Genomic DNA, 2,558 nt, shown 5'->3' on the forward strand with positions numbered 1-2,558 from the left:
GTGCGCGCGGCGGCGGGCCGGCGGATGCGCCGGGGGTGTCCAGCCCGACCCGGGTGGGCACGGCGCAGCGGTCGGCGAGCGACCGTACGGCCTCGGCGAGGCCGCGGTCGGCGAGCAGCGGCGGGTGGATGCCGCGCACCAGGGCGCGTAGCGACTCCAGGGCCTGCTCGGCGACGAGCTGGGTGGAGTCCACCAACTCGGCTGCCTGTTCCGGGCGTCGGTCGAGCGCACGGCGGATCATGCCGAGCCGGAGCGAGACGGCCACCAGGTTGGCCTGGGCGCCGTCGTGCAGGTCCCGCTCGATCCGGCGAAGTTCGGCGGCGTGGGCGTCCAGCGCCTCGGACCGGCTGGTGGTCAGCTCCCGGACGCGCAGGGCGAGCGAGGTGCCGGGCCGGGCGACCAGCAGTCGGCGGGAGGCCCGGGCGTGCAGGTCGGCGATCGCCGGCAGCGCGGCCAGGGCGATCACGGCGTAGCCGACCCCGCCGGCTGCTGCCGCGGTGGCCACCGGCCAGGAGTCGACGGTCAGCAGGATGATCTTCCCGCGCTCGGTCGGCAGGAGCTGCCACCACACCGGCGCGGTCAGCCAGTTGACGGCGTGGCTGCACAGGGTGAGGGCAGCCCCGCACACCACCGTTCCGGCGGTGCCGTGGGTGAGCAGCCACGCCAGGTCCTTGCGGACGGCCGGGTCGCGCACGGACACCCGGTCGCCGTACGGCGTGCTCAGCCGGTCGCCGCCCAGTCGACGGCCGACCTGCCGCCGGTGGAACTCGGCGTAGCGGCGCAGCAGTTGCAGGGCTGGTGGGAGGAGCAGCAGGCCCACACCGACCAGGCAGAGGGCGAGGACGACGAGCAGCAGGCCGAGCGCGACCAGCGCGGCCAGACCGGTGCCGAGGCCGAGGAGGAGATAGCCGGCGGCGGCGGGGGAGCGGCGCACCGCGGACCGGGCGGCGGAGCGCAGGCCCGGGCGGGTGGCGGAGCGGACGGCGGACCGGACCGTGGACCCGGCAATCCTGGTCGCCCGCACGATTGTTCAGTACCTCCGAGCCTCCGAGCCGACTTTCCGATCACCCTAACACCGGCGGCGGAACCGGCCACGGCCTACAGCCCTTCCCTCGGCAGCGGGGCCCCTCCACAATGGGGCGGGTCGATCGCGGAAGTGGGGGACCGGGATGGAGTGGCTGCTGGGGATCGGTGGGGCGCTGCTGCTCGGCGTGCTGACCAATGTGCTGTACGACTTCGCCAAGTACGGCGGCTCGCGGCTCGGTTCCCGGGTGCCGGTGCCGCGGGTCCGGCGGGCGAGCCTGACGGCGGCGGCCCGGGCGCACGACGTGCGGGCGGACGGGCTGGCGCCGCTGATCACCTGGTCGGCGGCCAGGCCGCTGACACCGAACACGCTGGTGACGGCGCACCGCGGACGGGTGGAGCGCGCGCACGTGCTGGACGCGGTCGGATGGGCCGACGAGGTGGCACGCCAGCGGGCGGCCGGTGCGGCGGGCCGGACGGCGTACGTCTCGCGGCTGACGGTCGACCACGGCGAGCACGGCGGCGCGCGGGTCTGCGAGGTGGACATCGCCGAGAGTGACTACGCGGAGTGCATGGCCACCACCCGGCTGGGCCGGGAGGACCCGGAGGCGGCCCGGCTGCTGCGCGAGGCGCTGGACGAGGGCCTGACGAGCTTCGTGGCCGTCGCGCCGCCCACGATGGTCAGTGCCTGCGTCGCGGTACGGGACCGGCAGGGCCGGCTGTTGCTGCTCCGCCGCTCGCTGGCGGTCAACACCTTCCCGGCGCAGTGGACGGTCGGGATCAACGAGACCATGAAGTACCGTGACGAGCCGGGCGCCGCCGAGGACTTCTACGGGCTGGTCCGGCGGGCGCTGGAGGAGGAGCTGGGGCTGCTGCCGGACGACGTCGGGCCGACCGTGATCACCTGGCTGGGCTGGAGCGAGCCGGCCTCCTGCTACACGCTGGTGGCCACCGTCCGGTCCCGGCTCGACGCGGCCGAGATCGACCGCCGTCGCGAGGCCTGCCACAGCACTTTCGAGCACGACATGGCCGTCTGGGTGCCGTTCTCCCGGCGTGCGGTCTCCGAACTGGTCGAGGGCGGCACCTGCCCGGACGGCTCGCGGCGCTGGTCGTACCTCGCGCCGCTGGTGGCCTGGGAGGCCTGGCGGGCGGCGCAGCGGCAACGGGTGTAGACCGGAACGGGCGTTCCCGGGAACGGTCGTTCCGCGAGGAGCGGGTACCGTTCCGCGGGCACTGTTTCGCGGGGAACGGGCGTTGCGAGGAGCGGGCGTCCGTTCGGGACCGCCCCGTCAGCCGACGGCGGCCCGCCAGTCCGCCGGACCGCTCGCCGGGAGGTGCTCCGGCAGGCCCGGGGTCCAGCGCTTCGAACCGTCCGGCAGCACGGCCAGGGCCTCGATGCCGGGCCGGCGGGCGGCCCAGGCGAGGGCGCGGTCCGGGCCCATGGCGAAGGCGGCGGTGGCCCAGGCGTCGGTGCGGGCGATGCCGGTGCCCGGGGAGCCGACCAGGGTGAGCGAGGCCAGCCCGCCGGCCGGGCG

3 protein-coding genes are annotated in these 2,558 nt (G+C 75.8%); 1 reads left to right on the forward strand and 2 read right to left on the reverse strand.

Translation table 11 applies throughout. From position 1 onward, the window contains the following. The coding region (locus KS423_RS43270; RefSeq protein ID WP_224285176.1) for a sensor domain-containing protein at positions 1-1,024 on the reverse strand (1,024 nt) is incomplete at its 3' end. A 145-nt stretch (positions 1,025-1,169) separates the two neighbouring features. Here KS423_RS43270 and KS423_RS43275 point away from each other — a divergent pair. Next, positions 1,170-2,195: an NUDIX domain-containing protein gene (locus KS423_RS43275; RefSeq protein WP_224285177.1), complete on the forward strand. Its 1,026-nt coding sequence runs from the start codon at positions 1,170-1,172 to the stop codon at positions 2,193-2,195. Positions 2,196-2,312: 117 nt separating this feature from the next. Here KS423_RS43275 and KS423_RS43280 read toward each other — a convergent pair. Next, a partial coding sequence (locus KS423_RS43280; protein ID WP_224285178.1) for an FAD:protein FMN transferase occupies positions 2,313-2,558 on the reverse strand: 246 nt, incomplete at its 5' end.

Source organism: Streptomyces sp. LS1784 (genome assembly GCF_020103755.1).
In the GTDB taxonomy this organism is placed as follows: domain Bacteria; phylum Actinomycetota; class Actinomycetes; order Streptomycetales; family Streptomycetaceae; genus Kitasatospora.

Bases quoted from the DNA above. Each gene is read 5' to 3' on its own strand.
- KS423_RS43275 (WP_224285177.1), top strand. From the start codon at position 1,170: ATGGAGTGGCTGCTGGGGATCGGTGGGGCGCTGCTGCTCGGCGTGCTG.